The sequence below is a fragment of the Micromonospora sp. NPDC047793 genome, from assembly GCF_040642635.1.
Taxonomy (GTDB): Bacteria; Actinomycetota; Actinomycetes; order Mycobacteriales; family Micromonosporaceae; genus Micromonospora.
Window position 1 is genome coordinate 54,982 of the sequence record NZ_JBEYSG010000016.1, and the last position, 18,180, is coordinate 73,161.

Annotated in this window: 21 protein-coding genes; 16 read left to right on the forward strand and 5 right to left on the reverse strand. The window is 72.8% G+C overall.

The window, feature by feature from the left end:
- Positions 1 to 4: 4 nt before the first annotated feature.
- The 6 genes from egtC (at position 5) to ABZ738_RS25500 (ending at position 4,990) form a co-directional block, all read left to right on the forward strand.
- The gene (gene egtC, locus ABZ738_RS25475) at positions 5 to 790 is read left to right on the forward strand and encodes an ergothioneine biosynthesis protein EgtC (RefSeq protein ID WP_357217089.1); all 786 of its coding nucleotides are present in this window, start codon (positions 5 to 7) and stop codon (positions 788 to 790) included.
- Positions 787 to 1,752, forward strand: a complete 966-nt coding sequence (egtD, locus tag ABZ738_RS25480; RefSeq protein ID WP_131054193.1) for an L-histidine N(alpha)-methyltransferase — start codon at positions 787 to 789, stop codon at positions 1,750 to 1,752. The genes egtC and egtD overlap by 4 nt, the downstream gene beginning before the upstream one ends.
- A gap of 244 nt (positions 1,753 to 1,996) precedes the next feature.
- Positions 1,997 to 2,584, forward strand: a complete 588-nt coding sequence (locus tag ABZ738_RS25485) for a TMEM165/GDT1 family protein (protein ID WP_357217092.1) — start codon at positions 1,997 to 1,999, stop codon at positions 2,582 to 2,584.
- A 46-nt stretch (positions 2,585 to 2,630) separates the two neighbouring features.
- Positions 2,631 to 2,993: a DUF1622 domain-containing protein gene (locus ABZ738_RS25490; protein ID WP_131054195.1), complete on the forward strand. Its 363-nt coding sequence runs from the start codon at positions 2,631 to 2,633 to the stop codon at positions 2,991 to 2,993.
- Positions 2,990 to 3,277, forward strand: coding sequence for a DUF1622 domain-containing protein (locus tag ABZ738_RS25495; protein WP_131054196.1), 288 nt, complete (start codon positions 2,990 to 2,992; stop codon positions 3,275 to 3,277). Before ABZ738_RS25490 ends, ABZ738_RS25495 begins: the two co-directional genes overlap by 4 nt.
- Before the next feature lie 246 nt (positions 3,278 to 3,523).
- On the forward strand, positions 3,524 to 4,990 hold the full coding sequence (locus ABZ738_RS25500) for a polysaccharide biosynthesis tyrosine autokinase (RefSeq protein WP_131054197.1): 1,467 nt from the start codon (positions 3,524 to 3,526) through the stop codon (positions 4,988 to 4,990).
- Here ABZ738_RS25500 and ABZ738_RS25505 read toward each other — a convergent pair.
- Positions 4,971 to 5,525 (reverse strand): low molecular weight phosphatase family protein, encoded by a 555-nt coding sequence (locus ABZ738_RS25505; protein WP_357217097.1) that lies wholly within the window; start codon positions 5,523 to 5,525, stop codon positions 4,971 to 4,973. The two genes, ABZ738_RS25500 and ABZ738_RS25505, sit on opposite strands and share 20 nt — an antisense overlap.
- Here ABZ738_RS25505 and ABZ738_RS25510 point away from each other — a divergent pair.
- The 4 genes from ABZ738_RS25510 to ABZ738_RS25525 all read left to right on the forward strand — a co-directional run bounded on the left by ABZ738_RS25510 (position 5,524) and on the right by ABZ738_RS25525 (position 9,433).
- Complete coding sequence (locus tag ABZ738_RS25510) at positions 5,524 to 5,706, forward strand: hypothetical protein (protein WP_131055240.1); 183 nt, start codon at positions 5,524 to 5,526, stop codon at positions 5,704 to 5,706. The genes ABZ738_RS25505 and ABZ738_RS25510 overlap by 2 nt on opposite strands.
- Entirely contained in the window at positions 5,688 to 6,947 is a 1,260-nt protein-coding gene (locus ABZ738_RS25515; RefSeq protein ID WP_357217101.1) for a glycosyltransferase family 4 protein, read from the forward strand. Before ABZ738_RS25510 ends, ABZ738_RS25515 begins: the two co-directional genes overlap by 19 nt.
- 70 nt (positions 6,948 to 7,017) lie before the next feature.
- Complete coding sequence (locus ABZ738_RS25520; RefSeq protein ID WP_357217104.1) at positions 7,018 to 8,802, forward strand: DUF4012 domain-containing protein; 1,785 nt, start codon at positions 7,018 to 7,020, stop codon at positions 8,800 to 8,802.
- Between the two features lie 112 nt (positions 8,803 to 8,914).
- Positions 8,915 to 9,433 carry a hypothetical protein gene (locus ABZ738_RS25525; RefSeq protein WP_236145914.1) on the forward strand — a complete coding sequence of 173 codons (519 nt, stop codon included), beginning with the start codon at positions 8,915 to 8,917 and terminating at the stop codon, positions 9,431 to 9,433.
- A 110-nt stretch (positions 9,434 to 9,543) separates the two neighbouring features.
- Here ABZ738_RS25525 and ABZ738_RS25530 read toward each other — a convergent pair whose 3' ends face one another.
- On the reverse strand, positions 9,544 to 10,140 hold the full coding sequence (locus ABZ738_RS25530) for an NAD(P)H-dependent oxidoreductase (protein WP_131055245.1): 597 nt from the start codon (positions 10,138 to 10,140) through the stop codon (positions 9,544 to 9,546).
- A 63-nt stretch (positions 10,141 to 10,203) separates the two neighbouring features.
- Between ABZ738_RS25530 and ABZ738_RS25535 the strand changes: the two genes are divergently transcribed.
- The gene (locus ABZ738_RS25535; RefSeq protein WP_357217109.1) at positions 10,204 to 10,593 is read left to right on the forward strand and encodes a MerR family transcriptional regulator; all 390 of its coding nucleotides are present in this window, start codon (positions 10,204 to 10,206) and stop codon (positions 10,591 to 10,593) included.
- Positions 10,594 to 10,657: 64 nt separating this feature from the next.
- Positions 10,658 to 11,773 carry an erythromycin esterase family protein gene (locus tag ABZ738_RS25540; protein WP_357217112.1) on the forward strand — a complete coding sequence of 372 codons (1,116 nt, stop codon included), beginning with the start codon at positions 10,658 to 10,660 and terminating at the stop codon, positions 11,771 to 11,773.
- Between the two features lie 153 nt (positions 11,774 to 11,926).
- Here ABZ738_RS25540 and gdhA read toward each other — a convergent pair whose 3' ends face one another.
- Entirely contained in the window at positions 11,927 to 13,264 is a 1,338-nt protein-coding gene (gdhA, locus tag ABZ738_RS25545) for an NADP-specific glutamate dehydrogenase (protein WP_357217250.1), read from the reverse strand.
- A 108-nt stretch (positions 13,265 to 13,372) separates the two neighbouring features.
- Here gdhA and ABZ738_RS25550 point away from each other — a divergent pair, with 108 nt between their 5' ends.
- From ABZ738_RS25550 to ABZ738_RS25560, 3 genes are read left to right on the forward strand one after another with little or no spacing between them, the layout of a single operon-like run.
- Positions 13,373 to 13,717 (forward strand): MazG-like family protein, encoded by a 345-nt coding sequence (locus tag ABZ738_RS25550; protein WP_131057275.1) that lies wholly within the window; start codon positions 13,373 to 13,375, stop codon positions 13,715 to 13,717.
- Positions 13,718 to 13,774: 57 nt separating this feature from the next.
- Positions 13,775 to 14,767, forward strand: a complete 993-nt coding sequence (locus tag ABZ738_RS25555; RefSeq protein ID WP_357217116.1) for a hypothetical protein — start codon at positions 13,775 to 13,777, stop codon at positions 14,765 to 14,767.
- Between the two features lie 32 nt (positions 14,768 to 14,799).
- Positions 14,800 to 15,771, forward strand: a complete 972-nt coding sequence (locus tag ABZ738_RS25560; protein ID WP_357217119.1) for a pirin family protein — start codon at positions 14,800 to 14,802, stop codon at positions 15,769 to 15,771.
- A gap of 292 nt (positions 15,772 to 16,063) precedes the next feature.
- Here ABZ738_RS25560 and ABZ738_RS25565 read toward each other — a convergent pair whose 3' ends face one another.
- The gene (locus tag ABZ738_RS25565; RefSeq protein WP_357217122.1) at positions 16,064 to 16,336 is read right to left on the reverse strand and encodes a DUF2795 domain-containing protein; all 273 of its coding nucleotides are present in this window, start codon (positions 16,334 to 16,336) and stop codon (positions 16,064 to 16,066) included.
- Between the two features lie 133 nt (positions 16,337 to 16,469).
- Here ABZ738_RS25565 and ABZ738_RS25570 point away from each other — a divergent pair, with 133 nt between their 5' ends.
- Positions 16,470 to 16,877: a DUF2267 domain-containing protein gene (locus tag ABZ738_RS25570; protein ID WP_176094369.1), complete on the forward strand. Its 408-nt coding sequence runs from the start codon at positions 16,470 to 16,472 to the stop codon at positions 16,875 to 16,877.
- Position 16,878: 1 nt separating this feature from the next.
- Here ABZ738_RS25570 and ABZ738_RS25575 read toward each other — a convergent pair whose 3' ends face one another.
- On the reverse strand, positions 16,879 to 18,051 hold the full coding sequence (locus ABZ738_RS25575; protein ID WP_357217125.1) for a CaiB/BaiF CoA-transferase family protein: 1,173 nt from the start codon (positions 18,049 to 18,051) through the stop codon (positions 16,879 to 16,881).
- Positions 18,052 to 18,180 lie beyond the last annotated feature (129 nt).

Sequence of the window (18,180 nt, forward strand, 5' to 3'; positions counted from 1 at the left end):
CCTGATGTGCCGCCACCTGGCCTACCTCGGGCCGCCACGGACGCTGCGCGAGTTGCTGTTCGATCCGCCGCACGCGCTGGTCCGCCAGTCCTGGGCGCCCCGCGACATGCGGGGCGGCGGGACGATCAACGCGGACGGGTTCGGGGTCGGCTGGTACCCGCCGACCGGCGGTGACCCGGTGCGGTACCGGCGGGCGCAGCCGATCTGGAGCGACCCGACCATCGCCGACCTGGCGGCGGTCACCTCGTCCGGTGCGGTGCTGGCCGCGGTCCGTTCGGCCACGGTCGGCATGGCGGTGGTGGACGCCGCCGCTGCGCCCTTCGCCGAGGGCCGGTGGCTGTTCAGCCACAACGGCGTGGTGCGCGGCTGGCCGGACGCGGTGGTGCCGCTGGCCACCGCCCTGCCCGTACGCGACCTGCTCACGCTGGACGCCGCCACCGACTCGGCGTTGCTGTGGGCGTTGGTCCGGCACCGGCTGCGCGCCGGCCTGCCGCCCGGGCAGGCGGTCGCCGAGACGGTCACCTCGGTCGCCGCGGCGGCCCCGGGGTCGCGGCTCAACCTGCTGCTCACCGACGGCCGGACGGTGGTCGCCAGCGTGGCCGGGCACGCCCTGTCCGTCCGCACCACGCCGGACTCCGTGCTGCTGGCCTCGGAACCGCACGACGACGACCCGGCCTGGCGGGAGGTGCCGGACGGTCACCTCGTCACCGCCACCGCCACCGGGATGCACCTGCGCCCGCTGCCCCGGCCCGACCACCATCGACCGCCCGACGGAAGGCAAGACGGATGAGCACCGAGCCACTGGAGATCCACCTCGACGACCGGGACATCGGCCGCAGCCTCCGGCACGACGTCCGGGTCGGGCTGACCGCCGACCCGAAGTGGCTCCCGCCGAAGTGGTTCTACGACGCGCGGGGCAGCGAACTCTTCGAGGAGATCACCCGGTTGCCCGAGTACTACCCGACCCGGGCCGAACGCGCGGTGCTGGCCGCCCACGCGACCGAGATCGCGGAGCTGACCGGCGCGAAGACGCTCATCGAGCTCGGCTCCGGTTCGTCGGAGAAGACCCGGCTGCTGCTGGACGCCTTCACCCGGCGGCGCGGTCTGGGCACGTTCGTACCCCTGGACGTGTCGGCCAGCGCGCTCGCCGCGTCCACCGCCGCGCTCGCCGCCGACTACCCGGGGCTGCGGGTCCGCGGCATCGTCGGTGACTTCACCCGGCACCTGGACCGGCTGCCCGCCGGTGGGCGGCGGCTGGTGATCTTCCTCGGCGGCACCGTCGGCAACCTGTTGCCGGCCGAGCGGGCCGACTTCCTCGCCCGGATGCGGGCCGCGTTGGAGGTGGGGGACTGGCTGCTGGTCGGTACCGACCTGGTGAAGGACCCGGCGGTGATCGTGCCCGCGTACGACGACGCGGCGGGGGTGACCGCAGAGTTCAACCGCAACGTGCTGCGGGTGCTCAACCGCGAACTGGACGCCGACTTCGACCCGGCCGCCTTCGCCCACGTCGCGCTCTGGGACCCGGAGCGGGAGTGGATCGAGATGCGGCTGCGGGCGCAGCGGCCGGTCCGGGTACGCGTGCTCGACCTGGACGTCGCCTTCGCCGAGGGGGAGGAACTGCGGACCGAGGTGTCGGCGAAGTTCCGCCCGGAGGGGATCGCGGCGGAGCTTGCCTCGGCCGGGTTCCAGGCCGAGCGCTTCTGGACCGACCCCGACGACCTGTTCGGCGTGACCCTGGCCCGCGCGGACTGAACCGGCGGACGCACGACTCCGGAGGTGTGTCGGGTCACCCGGCGGCCCGACCGGTCGGCGATCGGCTAGGCTGTGCGGCAGCGAAGGGGAGTAGCCCGCAACGCCGTGGTCGACATACTGGTGCGTTCCGCATCCGGCCACGCGGCCTCGTTCATCACGGGGCGGGCGAGACCTTCGACCCAGGCTCAACAGCCGGGTCGAGGGCGCCCCAGATCCTCCTCCCGGCCTGATCCGGAAGGACGTCATGGAGGGGTTCCTCGTCGCGCTGGCAGTCAGCTTCGGCGTGATCTTCGTTGCCGAGCTGGGAGACAAGTCCCAGCTCATGGCTCTGGCATTCGCCACCAGATACCGCACCGTGCCGATCCTGATCGGCATCACCGTCGCCACCGCCGTGGTGCACCTGGCCTCGGTGGCGATCGGTGTCGGGCTGGGTGCCGCGCTACCCACCGGCTGGATCTCGCTCCTGGCGGGTCTGGCCTTCATCGGCTTCGGCCTCTGGACACTGCGCGGGGACACGCTCACCGAGGACGAGAAGCGCAAGGCGGCCAAGGGCGGCAAGTCGGCGATCTTCGCCGTCGGTGTCGCGTTCTTCCTCGCCGAACTGGGTGACAAGACCATGCTCGCCACGATCACCCTGGCCACCCAGTACGGCTGGTTCGGCACCTGGGTCGGCTCGACCATCGGCATGGTGGCCGCCGACGCGCTCGCCATCGTCGTCGGCCGGCTGCTCGGTCGCCGGCTGCCGGAGCGGACCATCAAGTACGGTGCCGCCGCGCTGTTCGCGATCAGCGGCATCTGGCTGATCGTGGAGGCGGTCGCGGAACTGACCTGACCCGGCGGGAGCCGACTACCCGGGGCCCCGCCGGGTAGTCGCCCGCGTGAACGTCGACGTACTCCTGGAACGGGGTCACCACTGGCTGGTGATCGCGGTGGAGCTGGTCGGCGCGGCGGTGATCGTCGTCGGGGCGGCCTGGGCCGCGCTGCGGTTCGTGGTGGACGGGGTCCGCTACCGCGACGCGACCGTGTTCACCCGGATCCGGTTGACGCTCGGCCGCTTCCTGGTGCTCGGACTGGAGTTCCAGTTGGCGGCGGACATCCTGCGGACCGCGCTGTCGCCGACCTTCACCCAGATCGGTCAGCTCGCCGCGATCGCCGCCATCCGGACCGTGCTGAACCACGTCCTGGGCCGGGAGATCGAGCACGAGCAGGAGCAGGTCGGTCGGCCGGGGCGGGCGTCGTGATCCAGGCGCTGGCCACGGTCGTCGCGGCGCTCGGCGTACTCGGCGCCGGGGTCGCGCTGGTCACCACCGGATCCCGGTCGACGGCGCTGCGGATCCTGCTGGACATGCTCGTCGCCGCCGGTCTGCTGCGGCTGACCGGGGAGCAGACCTGGCGGGAACTGGCCGCCACCGTCGTAATCGTGCTGCTGCGGCGGATGCTCAGCAGCGCGTTGACGGAGAACTTCCGCTGGTCCGCCGGACCGGGAGGCCCGGCCGGTCGGATCGGCCGGGCCTCCGGCCGCTGATTCGGCCGAGTGCCCCGAGGGCTGAGCACGGCCCGGCGGGGAAATCGCATTTTTCCCGGTGGCGAGGCGATTCCGACGGACGGTCGGTCCGGTTGGGCATTGCGGGCGCGGTCCTCTGCCGAGGAAAACCCCTAACTCCGGACATAACGCTTATGAGCGGCTTTAATGGTTCACGAGATTTAAGTAGACCTTGGGGGTTTTCGTGAGTTTCTTTGGCGTTACCGGCCCGGTACGGAGGCGCGCCTGATGGACCTGTACCGCCAACTGCGTCTCGTGCGCCAGCGCTGGTGGATCGTCCTGGTCACCCTCGTGGTGGCCCTCGGGCTGACCGCCCTGGTCACCGTTCGGGCGCAGCCTCGCTACGTCGCCTCGGTCACCTTCTTCGTCACCACCCCGAGCCAGGGCGTCACCGACGCCTACCAGGGTGGTCTCTTCCTGCAACAGCGCGTCAAGTCCTACGCCGAACTGCTCACCAGCGACCGGCTGGCGCAGGCCGCCGTCGCGGACAACCAACTCGGGCTCACCGCCGAGGAGGTCCAGCAGCGGGTCAGCACCTCGACCGAGACCGGCACCGTGTTGCTGCGGGCGTCGGTGACCGACACCGACCAGACCCGCGCGCTGCGGGTGACCGAGGCGCTCTCGGCGAAGTTCGTCGAACTCGTGCAGAAGGTCGAGGCCCGGCCGGACGGCACCGCCGGACCCATCAAGATCGAGGTGGTCAGCGGCCCCCGGGTCACCCCCACCCCGGTCTCGCCGCAGCCGTTGCGCAACACCGCGATCGGCACCCTGATCGGCCTGCTCGCCGGTGTCGCCCTGGCGATCCTGCGCGGCATGGCCGACGTCCGCCTGCGCGACGCCGCCGGTCTGCAACGGGTGACCGGCAGCCCGCTGCTCGGCGAGATCCCGATCGACCCCAGCGCCCGCACCGCCCCGCTGATCGTCGGCGACGCCGCCACCTCGGCGCGCGCCGAGGCGGTCCGCAAGCTCCGCACCAACCTGCGCTTCGTCGACGTGCACGAACCCGCCCGGGTCATCGCCGTCACCAGCGCGTTGCAGGGCGAGGGCAAGACCACCATGTCGTGCAACCTGGCCATCGCGCTGGCCGAGGCGGGCTGGCGGGTCCTGCTGGTCGACGCCGACCTGCGCCGGCCGAAGGTCGGCGACTACCTGGGCATCGACTCCGGCGTCGGGCTGACCGACGTGCTCGTCGGTGACGTGCAGGTCGGCGACGTGGTCCAGCGCTGGGGCGACAAGTCGCTGTTGGTGCTGCCCAGCGGCTCGGCCCCGCCGAACCCGAGCGAACTGCTCGGCTCCAAGGCCATGTCCGACCTGCTGACCGCCCTGCGCGAGTCCGCCGACATCGTCATCATCGACACCGCGCCGCTGCTCGCGGTCACCGACGGTGTGGTGGTCGCGGTGCAGGCCGACGGCGCGTTGCTGGTCACCCAGCAGGGGCGTACCTCACGGGCACAGGTGGCCGCGGCGGCCCGGGCACTGCACTCGGTCTCGGTGCGGCTGCTCGGCTGCGTGCTGAACATGGCCCGGGTGCCCAAGGCGGAGGCCTACCAGTACGAGGCGTACCGGGTGGTCGCCGAGACACCGGCGCCGACGACGGCGACGGGCGAACGGGCCGGAGCCGGTCGGCACGCCGAACGCAAGCCGGTGGCCGACCTGCCCGATCACACCCAGGAACTCACCCGGCTGCCCCGATGAGCGCCGCCAGCGGGCGCAGCGACCGCTCGATCTCCTCCGCGCAGGCGCGAAAGTCGGCGGGCGTACCGGCGACCGGGTCGCGCAGGTCGTCGGCGTCCGCCGGGGCGGGTTGCAGCCGTCCCCGGGCCAGGGCGGCGGCGGCCACCGCGGCCGCGAGCGAGTCGTCCGGCTCGTCCGTGGCGGGTTCCGCCGCTGCGGCGAGCCGGCCGAACTGGCGCACCGTGAACGTCCGGTGCAGCGCCGCCGGCGCCAGCGAGGTGCAGAGCGACCGTTGGCGCCGGGTGGCGGTCAGCACCAGCACCGCCTCGGTGAGGTGGGCGGGGATCAGCCGTCGACTCCGGAACTCCGTCGGTTCCGCACCGGTCTCGGCGGCGATCTCGGCAGCGTACGGGTGCATCTCCAGGCCCTCGACGGCGTCGGTGCCGGCGCTCGCGACGGTCAGCGGACGCCCGGCGAGCAGGCGACGTGCGGTGTACTCGGCCATCGGCGACCGGCACAGGTTGGCGTGGCAGACGAACAGCACCCCGGTGAGCATGGGTGACCCCTTCGACGACGTGGCCGCCGGCGGCAGCGCCGCGACGGGGGACGACCGCCGGTGGCGGGCGCCCGGTGAGGGGTTGCCGCGATGGTACGCAGCCGGGCCGCCGCTGTCCCCGGCCGCCGCGCCGGACCGGCACCCGGCAGGGGAGGTGGCGGGATGCGGATCGGCCTGCTGACGTACCACTTCCCGCCGGAACCGGCCTTCATCCCCGGCAGCCTCGCCGAGGAGTTGACCGCCCGGGGCCACGAGGTGCGGGTGCTGACCGGCTTCCCGGACTACCCGGGCGGGCACGTGTACCCGGGGTGGCGCCAGCGCTGGCGGCACGAGACGCGCAGTCGGGGACTGACCGTGCGGCGGGTGCCCCGGTACAGCACCGGCGACCTCACGCCGCGCGGCCGGATGGCCTCCTGGCTCTCCTTCGCCGGCAGCGCGGCGCTGGTCGGCCGCCGGTTCCTCACCGGCGTCGACGTGCTCTACGTGCACCAGCCGCCGGCCACCGCGTTCGCCACGGCGGCCCTGCTGCGCCTGCTCGGCCCGGTGCCGCTGGTGCTGCACGTGCCGGACGTGTGGGCCGAGGACCTGCCGGACGGCGGCGACGGGCGGTGGGCGGCCCGGGTGCGTGCGGCGATGACCCGGACCTACCAGGCGGCCACGGTGGTGGCGGTGACCGCGCCGTCGTTGCGGGACGCGGTCGTCGGGGTCGGGGTCGACGCGGCCAAGGTCCGGGTGGTGCTGAACTGGACCGACGAGCGGATCTTCCTGCCCGCCACGGCCGGCCCGGCCGCGCGCCGTCTGGTGCGCCGCGACGACCGGTGCGTGGTGATGCACGCCGGCACCATCGGGGCGCGGCAGGGACTGGAGACGGCGGTACGGGCGGCGGTGGCGCTGGACCGGACCATGGACCTGGTCCTGGTGGGCTCGGGCGCGGACGAGCGGCGGGTGCGGGGGCTCGCCGACGAACTGCGCGCCGACAACGTCCGGTTCGTCGACCGGCGCTCGCCGTTGGACATGCCGGAGATGTACGCCGCCGCCGACTACCAACTGGTCATGTCCCGGAACCTGCCGGCGCTGCGCAGTGCCGTGCCGGACAAGCTCCAGGCGGCGCTCGCCTGCGGCGCGCCGGTGGTCGCGTCGACCGGTGGGGACACGGCCGCCCTTGTCGAGCGGACCCGTGCCGGGCTCTCCTGCCCGCCGGAGGACTGGGCCACGTTGGCGGACCGGTTCTGGCTGGCCGCGCACATCCCGCCACCGGCCCGCGCCGAGATGGGGCGACGCGGCCGGGAGGCGTACCTGCGGGAGATGTCGTTGCGGGCCGGGGTGGACCGCATCGAGGCGCTGCTGCGGACGGCGGCCGGCACCCCGCCCCGGAACACGAGTCGCGACCGAAACTCACATATGGCCCAAGAGCGTCATTAATTCACCAACACAGTCGTTACCTGTTAGGAACAATGGTGGCTTCTGTCCGAATTTCGGAGTGGAGAGTGGTGTGACGGAGAGCGAGAGCCCGCGCCGTACCCGTGGCCGGTCGCGCCGGCGGCGGCGGGCCCGACTGCGCCGTGCCCTGCTCGTCACGCTGGTGGTCGGCTCGCTGGTGGCGGGCGTGACCGGATGGGTGGGGTTCCGGGGCTGGCAGGCCCGGGCGCACCTGGTCAACGCCGCCGGGTTGGCCGGTGAACTGAGCGCGCACCTGGTCGGCGGCGACACCGACCGGGCGCAGCGGACCCTCGCCGCGTTGCAGGTGCAGTCCGGCGCCGCCCGTCAGGCCACCGCCGACCCCGGCTGGTGGACGGCCCAGCACACGCCGTACGCGGGCGCCAACCTCGCCGCCGTCCGGCAGATCTCCATCGCGGTCGACGACCTGGCCCGCCAGGCGTTCCCGGCGCTGCTGCGGGTCGACCTCGGCGGTCTGGTGCCGCGCGAGGGTCGGCTGGACCTGACCGGGCTGCACGGGGTCGGTGACGAACTGGTCGAGGTGGACGCGACCGTCCAGCGGATCCGCGCCGAGCTGTCCACCGTGCCCGCCGACCGGCTGGTCGGGCAGGTACGCGAGGCGCTCCAGGAACTGCGCGGCGAGATCGACCGGCTGGCCACCATGACCTCGGCGGCCGGCAAGGCCACCCGACTGCTGCCGCCGCTGCTCGGGGTGGACGGCGCGCGACAGTACCTGCTGGTGTCGCAGAACTCGGCGGAGTTGCGCGCCACCGGCGGCATGTTCGGCGCGTACGCGGTGATCCGGGCGAACAAGGGCCGCATCGAGATGGGCGACCAGGGCGCCAGCAGCGGCCTGGGAATGTTCGCCAAGCCGTTGAAGATCCCGGCCGAGCAGCGGGCCCTCTGGGGCGAACTGCCCGGCATGTACCCGGCCGACGTCAACCTCAGCCCGCACTTCCCGACCGCCGCCGCGCTCTACCGGGAGATGTACCGGCGGCACAGCGGCGACACCGTGGACGGGGTGCTCGCCGTCGACCCGGTGGTGTTGTCGTACCTGTTGCAGGCCGCCGGGCCGGTCCGGGTGCCGGGCGGCGTGTCGCTCAGCGCGGAGAACGCGGTGCGGACCCTGCTCAGCGACACCTACCAGCGGATGGCCCCGGAGGAGCAGGACACCTTCTTCGCCTCCGCCGCCGCGACCGTGTTCGACACCCTTTTCGCCCGCAACACACACCCGAACGGGCTATTGTCCGCTTTTAGCCGCTCTATACAAGAACGTCGGATACTGTTCTGGAGTGCCCGTCCGGAGGAACAGCGGGTGTTCGGCGAGAGCCGGATGGCCGGGACGCTTCCGGAACAGGACACCGTGCCCACTGTCGGCGTGTTCCTCAACGACGGCAGTGGCGCGAAGCTCGGCTACTACCTCCGGCAGACCGCCGACCTCACCGTCGGCGACTGCCACGCCGACGGCCGTCGCGAACTGCACCTCCGGGTGACGTTGCGATCCACCGCGCCCGCCTCGGGGCTCACCGAGTCGGTGCTCGGGCTGGCCCAGGCAGGAGACCCGTACACGGTTCGGACCCTGGTCTCGGTCTACAGCCCGGCCGGCGGGGCGGTGCTCGACACCCACCTCGACGGTGCCGAGACGTCGGTGGGCAACGGCACCGAGCGACGCCGCCAGGTGGCCACGGTGAACGTCGAGACAGGACCCGGTGACACCCGGACGCTGCAGGTCTCGTTGCTGACCGGCAAGACGGGCAGCGGCACGGCCGAGCTGTGGCTCACGCCCACCGCCACCCCATGGACCACCCATGTTGTTACCGCACCAAGCTGTACTCAGTAGGAGGGAACCAACAATGCGGCTATCCCGCATCATCATGGCGCTCACGGTCGGTTTGGCCGTGGTAGCCGTGCCGACCGCGGCGGGGGCGGCGCAGCCGCAGCCGACGCCATCCGTGAGTGGAACGCCCCAGCCACCGCCCTACCCGCCGGTGCTGGCCTCGCTCACGGTGAACCGACCGACCATCTTCCTCGGTGAGACGGTCATCCTGACCGGCCGCAACTTCGGGCCGAACGAGACGGTCGACATCACCGTCACCACCCGGCCGCTGGCGGCACCCGCCGCCGGCACCGCCCGCCGCAGCGACGGCAGCACCGTCGCGATGGCCCCGGTCGCCTTCCAGGCCAGCGCGCCGCTGACCTTCACGGCCCGGACCAACGGGCGGGGCGAGTTCAGCCGCCGGTACACCCCGTCGGTGACCGGTCTGCTCACCTTCACGGCCGTCGGCCGGGAGTCCGGCCGGACCGCGTCGACCGAACTCCGGGTGCTGCACAAGAAGAAGCCGCACCTGCCGGTCACCGGCAGCAGCACGAGCACGCCGATGAAGGTCGGTGGCGGTCTCGTCGCCGCGGGCGCGGTCATGCTGCTCGGCACGGTGCTCTGGCGCCGCCGCCGCTTCGGCAGCGTGAACTGATCCGACACCGCGGGTCCGTCCCGCAGTGAGCACCGGTGCCGGTGCCCGCCGATCCCTCCGGCGGGCACCGGCACCGTTTCGTACCACCCCGTGCCTCGCCGCCGCCGGTGCTACGCCGGGAAAGGGCGGGTGCGGCGGGCGTCGGCCAGCACGTCGGCCCACCACCGCAGCTCGTCGAGACAACCGGCCAGGCCACGGCAGAGGCCGTCGTCCGGCGCGTACCGCTGCTGGTCGTTCAGGCAGTCCCAGGGCGCGGGGAGGCCGACGACCCGCCGGGTGGTCACCATGCCGAGTTCGGCCAGCACACCGCGGAGCTGCTCGATCGCGGCGTATCCGCCGTGGACGCCGTACGCCACGATCGTCGCGGGTTTCAGGCGCCACTCCCGGTAGTGCCAGTCGATCAGGCGCTTGAGTGAGGCCGGGTAGCTGTGGTTGTACTCCGGCATCACGAAGACGAAGGCGTCGGCCGCGTCGATCCGGTCGGCCACGGCGCTCTTCGGACCACCGCCGGGATACAGGAGACTGTCGTCGGGCAGGGGCGTGTCGGCCAGGTCGATCAGATCGACGTCGGCGGAACCCCCCAGCGCGGCGACGACCCAGTCGGCGATCGTCGGCCCCATCCGGTCCTTGCGGACGCTCGCCGAGATCACGGCCACGCGTACGCCTGCGGGTGGGGTGCCGTCGTGCTGTTCGTGCGAAGCGGTCATGGCAGCGAGGTTCCATGTTGAACATTGGTTGAAGTCAAGTCGGGGCGTGACTACGGTGCGGATATGACTGTGAAGCCGGCCTCCCTGATGACGCTCACCGTCGGCGACGTGGCCGTGCGCAGTCGCGTCGCGCCGTCCGCCGTGCGGTTCTACGAGAGCCATGGCGTGATCACCGCGGTCCGCACCACGGGCAACCAGCGCCGTTTCGAGGAGTCGGCCGTGTGCCGCATCGAGGTCGCCAGGGTCGCCCAGCGGGTCGGCCTGACCGTGCGCGAGATCGCCGCTCTCTTCGGCGGCCTGTCGGCGAACCCGACGCCCGAGGAGTGGGGGCAGGTCGCCTACCGGCTGGTCAGCGAGGCCGAGGAGCGACTGGCCGACCTCCGGACGCACCTCGCCGCCCTGGAGTCGGGCACCAGGCTCTGCGACATCGGGCGTGCCGAACCGGTCCGGTGAGCACCCGGACGGCCCGGTGGCGCGACTTGACTTCACCATTTGTTGAACTGTGATCGTGCGTCGTATGAGCGGACGCACGTACGACCTTCAGCGGGCTGGGCACCGCATCTCATCCCTCGTCGACCACGCCACGATCGTCGGCCTGGGCACCTCCACCCGGGAGGCGCACGAACTTTTCGGCCTCGTCGAGCAGACCACCCACGCGTTGGTCGAATCCGGATTCCGCGTCGTCGCGGTGCTGGACAACCCGCGCATCGGTGAGCGGTACGACCAGTTCGTCCTGGGCGGGGAGATCGATCTCGACGCGGCGCTCGGTCAGGCGTGGGGGCCGTGGCGAACGACCGAGATGCGCGAGGCGCTCGGCCGGCTGCGCCGGCACAACGAGCGGCACCCGGCCGATCCGGTGCGGATCGTCGCGATCGGCGGTTCGCGCGTGCTGCCCGCCGACTACGACCGGGTCGTGGGGCTGATCGCGCGGCGCGACGCGACGACGGCGACACGCGTCACGCAGCTCTTCGACGTCATCCGCACCGCCCACGACGACGGCGAGCACGTCCGACGTGCGCGCGGCACCCACCCCGGCACGCCCTTCGTCGACCTTGCCCGCACCGCCCACGACCTGGTCGCCGGGCTCGACCCGGGCCCGGAGCGTGACGAAGCGCTGCCGCTGCTCGACGCGATCGTGGCGCATCACGCCAACGCCATCGGCGTGGGACACGACCTGGCGCGGGAGGAACGGGCCGCCGCCGACCGCCTCCTCGCACACCAGCGGCGCACCGGTGACCGCATCGTCCTCTGGGAGGGCAGCGCGCGCGTCGCCACACACGAGGTCATGACCGGCGGCCATCTCCGGGCGGCTCTCGGCGACCGGTACGCCGCCGTCCACCTCGCCTTCGGCCACGGCCGGATTCCCGAGCGGGACCTTCCCCGGCCCAGCCCGGACTCGCTGGAGGCGGTGCTGCTGACCGGCGCCGACGACGACGTACGGGTGGTGGACCTGCGCTCGCCGCACCCGACCGAAATCACCCCGATTCTCGATCGGCCCGCGCGGACCCGGGTGATCTCCGGGATGTACGACCCCGAGCGCGACGAGGAGCACTACCACGAGCTGCCCTCGCCCCGGCACAGTTTCGACGTCGTCGCGGTCCTTCCCACGATCACGCCGATCCACCCGAGATAGCCGGCAGCCGCACCGGCGCGGCTGCGGGTACCCACCGCCCGGTTGATCAAGAGGTTTTGGTGCTCTCGGGCGCGCGTCGAGCACCAAAACCTCTTGATCAACCGGGCGGGGTGGGGCCGGGCGGGGCCGGGTGGGGTGGTGGAGTGGGGTGGGTTAGATCAGGCCCTGGGCGAGCATGGCTTCGGCTACTCGGCGGAAGCCGTTGATGTTGGCGCCGGCCACGTAGTCGCCGGGGAGGCCGTACTCCTCGGCGGTGGCCCAGCAGCGGGCGTGGATGTCGCGCATGGTCTCGCGCAGCCGCTGCTCCGACTCGGCGAACGTCCACGACTCCCGGCTGGCGTTCTGCTGCATCTCCAGGGCGCTGACCGCCACCCCACCGGCGTTGGCCGCCTTGCCGGGTGCGAACCGGACCCCGGCCCGGCCCAGGATGCGGACCGCCTCCGGGGTGGTCGGCATGTTCGCCCCCTCCACCACCGCGACGCAGCCGCCGGCGACGAGCTGCGCGGCCTCGGCGCCGCCGATCTCGTTCTGCGTCGCGCACGGTAGGGCCAGGTCACAAGGCACCTCCCAGGGAGTACGCCCGGCGACGGCGACCGCATGCGGCACCTCGCGTACGTAGTCGGCGAGCCGGCCCCGGCGGCGTTCCTTCAGGTCCCGCAGCACGTCGAGGTCGATGCCCTTCTCGTCCAGGACATACCCGGACGAGTCGGAGCAGGCGACCACCCTGCCGCCGAGCTGGTGCACCTTCTGGATCGCGTAGATCGCCACGTTACCGGCGCCGGAGACCACCACCCGCTTGCCGTCCATGCTGTCCCCGCCCTGGGTGAGCATCTCCTCGGCGAAGAACGCCGCGCCGTACCCGGTGGCCTCGGTACGCGCCTGCGCACCGCCGTACGACAGGCCCTTACCGGTGAGCACGCCCGACTCGTACCGGTTGGTGATCCGCTTGTACTGGCCGAACAGGTAGCCGATCTCCCGGCCGCCCACCCCGATGTCACCCGCGGGCACGTCGGTCTGCGCGCCGATGTGGCGGTACAGCTCGGTCATGTAGCTCTGGCAGAACCGCATCACCTCGCGGTCCGAGCATCCCTTGGGGTCGAAGTCGGCACCGCCCTTGCCGGCCCCGATCGGCAGCCCGGTCAGCGCGTTCTTGAAGATCTGCTCGAAGCCGAGGAACTTGACGATGCCCAGGTAGACCGAGGGGTGGAAGCGCAGGCCGCCCTTGAACGGGCCGAGGGCGCTGTTGAACTCCACCCGGAATCCCCGGTTCACCCGGACCTGACCCCGGTCGTCCTCCCACGGCACCCGGAAGATGATCTGCCGCTCCGGCTCGCAGATCCGTTCGATGATCCGGGCGTCGGCGTACTCCGGGTGACGCGCGAGCGCCGGGCCGATGCTCTCCAACACCTCCCGTACGGCCTGGTGGAACTCGGGCTCACCCGGGTTGCGGTTGACCACACTGGCGAACACCGACTCGACCGTCTCCGGCATCACCGACACGTCCTTCCGGTCCGGGCACGGCGTGGTGCCGTGCCTTGTCGCCCCGTCACGCGGTGCCCCCGGATACGGATGGTGACCACTGTCCGGTTCACTGGCAGCGTGGACGAGACGATCTGGACGACTGTACGCACTGCGCGTGACTGGCTGGACGTGACAAACGGCACCGGTGAGGCGGAGCTGACCTGCCGGATGCTCAAGCTCACCGAGGAGGCGGGTGAGGTGGCGGGCGCCTGGATCGGGTTCCTCGGCCAGAACCCGCGCAAGGGGGTCACGCACACCCGGGCGGACGTGGCGGCGGAGCTGGCCGACGTGGCGTTCACCGCGCTGGTCGCCATCGAGAGCCTGGGTCTGGACGCCCGCGAGGTCCTCGGCGGGTGCGCCGACAAGGTCGCCGGTCGGCTGGGCGCACCGGTCGAGGGGGAGGTTCGTCCCCGAGTTGACTGATCCGACCCGCTCCCTGGCGCGTACCTGCTGGTAGGGGACCGTGGAAGGGGACGTGGCATGGCCGAGTCGGAGCACGAGGCGTACCGCCTGACACCCTCGGGTCGGGGGTCGGAGGACGCGGTGCCGGCACCACCGGCAACTGTCGGTGACGAATCGCGAGACGCGGACGGCGTGACCGTGGGTGACGACGCGACCGTGGGTGAGGACGAGCCCGAGGTCCGGGACGAGCCCGGGGACGGACGACCGACATGGTCGGCCGGGGCGCGGCTGCTCGCCGCCGCCGCGGTGCTGATGCTGGGGCTGGGCGCGACCGCCGTGGTGGTGATCCTCTCCGACCCGCACCGGCTCGGTCGGGTCTTCTCCGGCGACCTGCCGGAGGTCACCGCCGCCCCCGAGGGCACCAGCGGACTGGGTGGCGCGGCGCAGGCGGCGGCGCAGCGCCCCGAGCAGGTCGAGACCGCGCCGCTGGACGGCCGTCGGCGGGCCACCTTCGAACTGGTCGACGACGTGACCCGGTTCGACCTGCGGGTGACGGACCTGGGGGAGGAGCTGTACCGGATCATCACCCCGGCCGAGTCGGTCACCCGGCTTCTCCCGGAACTGGTCGGCGACCGGGTGCGGCTGCGGCTGACCCGCGACGGTGCGGGTCCGGGCGAGGTCGAGGTGCTGCTCAACGCCCGGGTGAGCTGGCAGGTGGCGCTCACCGGTGGGAGCACCGAACGGCGGCTGGACCTCGCCGCCGCCCGCCTGGGCGGCCTGGAACTGGCCGGTGGCGCGACCCGGACCACGCTGCGGTTGCCCGCCGTGGAGGGGCTGGTCGTGGTGCGGGTCACCGGCGGGGTCAACCGGTTCGACGTCACCGTGGTCGGCGGCGTTCCGGTCCGCGTCCGGTCGGTCGCCGGAGCCGGAGCGATCGCCGTGTACGACGAGCGCCTCGACGGGGTCGCCCCGCAGACGGTGCTCGGGTCGCCGGGCTGGGACCGGGCCGCCGACCGGATCTTCCTCGACCTGGTGGCGGGCGCGAACCGGGTGACCGTACGCGGAGGCTGAGCGGGTCCGGCGCGCGGGCGTACAGTCGGATGGTGGAACGTGCCGAGTCGATGCCCGCGCAGACCCGACCGCCCGGTGTGGCCACCGTCGACCCCGGCAGCGTCCTGTTGCCCGGCCACGACGTGCCGCTGGGGCGCTACACGACGGTGCGTCGGCTGCTTCCGCAACGCACCCGCCGGATGGTCGGCGCCTGGTGCTTCGTGGACCACTTCGGTCCGGACGACGTGGCGCAGCGCCTGGGCATGGAGGTGCCGCCGCATCCACACACCGGGCTGCAGACCGTGACCTGGCTGCTCGACGGCGAGATCCTGCACCGCGACAGCCTCGGCAACGTGCAGCCGATCCGACCCGGGCAGCTCAACGTGATGACCTCCGGGCACGGCATCGCGCACTCCGAGCGGTCCCCGGCCGCCCATCCGCCGCTGATGCACGGCGTGCAGCTCTGGGTGGCGCTGCCGGACCCGGCCCGCGCCGGCGCGGCCGACTTCGCCCACCACGCCGAGTTGCCCCGGTGGCGCGACGGCGACCTGGACGTCACCCTGCTCGTCGGTGACCTCGGCGGCGAGGTCTCGCCGGCCCGGGTGCACACCCCGCTGCTCGGCGCGCAGCTCGACCTGAGCGGTGCGGGTCCGGCCGCACTGCCGTTGCGCCGCGACTTCGAGTACGCGCTGCTGGCGCTCGACGGCGCCGCCGAGGTGGACGACGTGGCGCTGGAGCCGTGGGCACTGCTCTGGCTCGGCGCCGGGCGGGACACCCTGACCGTGCGCGGAGGGCCGGGTGCCCGGCTGATGCTGCTCGGCGGGACGCCGTTCGAGGAGCCGCTGGTGATGTGGTGGAACTTCGTCGGCCGCAGCCACGAGGAGATCGCCGACGCCCGGGAGGACTGGATGGCCGGTCGGCGCTTCGGTACGGTCGCCGACGACCCCGACCCGCCGCTGCCCGCCCCGGCGCTGCCCACGGTCCGGCTCAAGGCCCGCGACCGCTCCGGCGGCTTCCGGAACTGACCGGCGGCTCCCGAACAAACCGGATGAAATACCTTCGTCCGGCACCCCCTGTCCGTTCGGCTGATGGCGTGCGGTAAGGTAGTCGCAGTAGCAGCCGCCCGGTTCGGGTGGTTGTCGCCGTCTGGTCATGACGACCCGGTTCGGGTTCGCCGTGCTAACAGGGCAGGCGATTACGTAGCGGCGCCCCCGGTCGCGGTTCGCGGCCGGGGCGCCCGCCTGTCGGAGTCCTGTCGGGTGCCGTGACCCCGACCCGCCGACAGGCGGTCCGGGCGATCGCCCGTCGACCGACCGATCAGATGCTGCGCAGGTGCTGCGACACCCGCTGGTGACGCTTGTCCCGTCCGGCCGCGCCGCGCTGGGCGTCGTCGGCCTCCTCGCTCGCGTCGATGTGGGCGGAACGCGCCACCTCGGTGCTGTTCGCGTAGTCCACCGGCGGCAGCGCGCGCAGGGCCTGCAGCACGTCCGGCGGTGCCCCCTCGCGTTCGGCCTCGCGTACCACCTCGTCCTTGTCGGCGGGGTAGTCCAGGCGGGACAGGTACTGCAGGACGTCGGCGTAACTCGCCATGGATTCGGCTCCTCCCGGCTTCGATCCGGCCACGACCGGCCGCGGTTACCCACCCCGGCTGCCGTCACGCCCCGCCACGGGCCGCCGTTTCCGACCCGCTCCGCCGGGTAACCGCCGCCCGAGGGGGTACGCGATGGACTACGACACGTTCGTCGACCAGGTCGCCCGGCGGGCCGGTACGACGCCGGAGCGGGCGGTGGACCTGACCCGGGCGACGCTGGCCACGCTGGCCGAGCGGCTGACCGGCGGGGAGGCCCTGGACCTGTCTCTGCAACTGCCGGTGCCGCTGCGCCAGTCGATGCGGACGACCCCCGACGGTGAGGCGGCCCAGCGTTTCGACGCCGACGAGTTCGCCGCCCGGGTGGCGTTCCGCCTCGGGGTGCAGACGTCGGCGGCCCGAGGCGGGGTCCGCGCGGTCTTCACCGCACTGCGCGAGGCGCTGGCCGGTGAGTTCGAGACGCTGATGGTCCAGCTTCCCCGCGACTATCGCGACATGGTCGAGCCCGCGCTGGCACCCGGCGCGACCCTGCGACGCCGCTGACTCAGCCCACCGCCCCGTCGGCCCGCAGGGCGGCCACCCGTTCCGGTCCGTAGCCGATCTCGGCGAGGACCTCGTCGGTGTGCTCGCCCGGCCAGGGCGGCGGTCGGCGTACCGAGGTGGGGGTGCCGGAGAAACGGGGGGCCGGTGCCGGTTGCACCACGCCGTCCCGCACCACGAACGTGTCCCGCGCCACCAGGTGCGGGTGCTCCGGCGCCTCGGCCCAGTCCAGCACCGGCGCGACGCAGGCGTCGGAGGCGGTGAGCAGGGCCGCCCACTCGTCCCTAGTACGGGTCCGGAACAGCCGCGCCCAGGCGGCGCGCAACGCCGGCCAGTGCGCCGGGTCGGTCCGGTCCGGTGCCTCGTCGCCCGGCAGCGGGAACCCGGTGCGGCGGACCAGTTCCTCGTAGAAGCGCGGCTCCAGGGCGCCGACCGCCACGTGGCGCCCGTCGGCGCACTCGTAGGTGTCGTAGAACGGCGCGCCGCCGTCGAGCAGGTTGACGCCGCGCGGGTCCTGCCAGAGGCCGAGCCTCCGCAACGCGTGGATCTGCGTGCCGAGCACCGCCACGCCGTCCACGATGGCCGCGTCGATCACCTGGCCGGTGGCGCCGCCGCGTACCGAGTAGAGGGCGGAGACCACGCCCAGGGCCAGCATCATCCCGCCGCCGCCGAAGTCGCCCAGCAGGTTGAGCGGGGGCACCGGCCGCTCGTCCGCCCGCCCGATGCCGTGCAGCGCGCCGGTCAACGCGAGGTAGTCGATGTCGTGTCCGGCGTACGGGGCGCTCGGGCCGTCCTGCCCCCAGCCGGTCATCCGGCCGTACACCAGCTTCGGGTTGAGCGCGTGGCAGTCGGCCGGCCCGAGACCGAGGCGCTCGGTCACCCCGGGTCGGAACCCCTCGACCAGCGCGTCCGCGCTCTGCGCCAGGGCGAGCACCGCCTCACGTCCGCCGGCGGACTTGAGGTCCACGCCGACCGAGCGTCGACCTCGGTTGAGCAGGTCCGGGTGGGCGGTGCCGAAGGCCGAGGGGTCCACGTCGGTGAGCCGGTCCACCCGGATCACGTCCGCGCCGAGATCGGCCAGCATCATCGCGGCGAAGGGGCCGGGGCCGATCCCGGCCAGCTCGACCACGCGTACTCCGGCCAGCGGGCCGGCCGCCTGCTCTGCGGTCACCGCCATCACGATAGGCGCTCGGGTCCGGGTCCGGTACCGGCATCGTCACTCCGGGTTCCGGCCTGGTCGGACGCGGTACACGCCGACAGGAGCCCCCGTCTGGCGGGTCGGATCGGGCTGTCCTAACCTTGGCGG